Origin of the sequence: Gilvimarinus gilvus, assembly GCF_030518155.1 — a bacterium.
GTDB lineage: Bacteria > Pseudomonadota > Gammaproteobacteria > Pseudomonadales > Cellvibrionaceae > Gilvimarinus > Gilvimarinus gilvus.
In genome coordinates, this window is record NZ_JAULRU010000145.1 from 1 (window position 1) to 504 (window position 504).

A 504-nucleotide genomic window follows, 5' to 3' on the forward strand; every position below is an offset into this window, starting at 1 on the left:
TGGCCACATCCTCCGGCAGACGACTTTTCAGCTCACCCCAGAATCGCTCGTCTGACCAGTCCTCGACCTTTTCCTGAGCATCTACCTGGACGTAATAGCGGGTACGGGTTGGGGAGCGCATGCTGCACAGCGCAAACCCACGCTCATGCCGGGCGTAGATCAGTTCTTCATCCACTGGCGGGGTATCGGCAAGAACACCCAACCAGCCGAAGGGATACACTCGCTCAAAGACCTTGATTTTATCTGCCGGGATCGACTGGCGAGATACACCGTGGAAACCGTCACAGCCAGCCACGTAGTCGCAGTCAACCCTGACCGTCTCACCGTTCTTCACGAAGGTGACATAGGGCTTGTCACTCTGCAGGCCATGTGGCTGCACGTCATCAGCATCGTAAATGCTAAGTCCGCCAGCACCCTTGCGAGTCTGCAGGAGGTCGCGTGTGACCTCAGTCTGACCGTACACCATCACGGTTTTGCCACCGGTCAGAGCTTTCAGGTCGATAT

The 504-nt window shown here is 56.9% G+C and carries 1 protein-coding gene; it reads right to left on the minus strand.

Going from position 1 to position 504, the window contains the following annotated elements; translation table 11 throughout:
• Positions 1-466, minus strand: a 466-nt coding sequence (locus tag QWI17_RS00880) for an FAD-dependent monooxygenase (protein WP_302720600.1), incomplete at its 3' end; no start/stop codon positions are given.
• Positions 467-504: the final 38 nt, after the last annotated feature.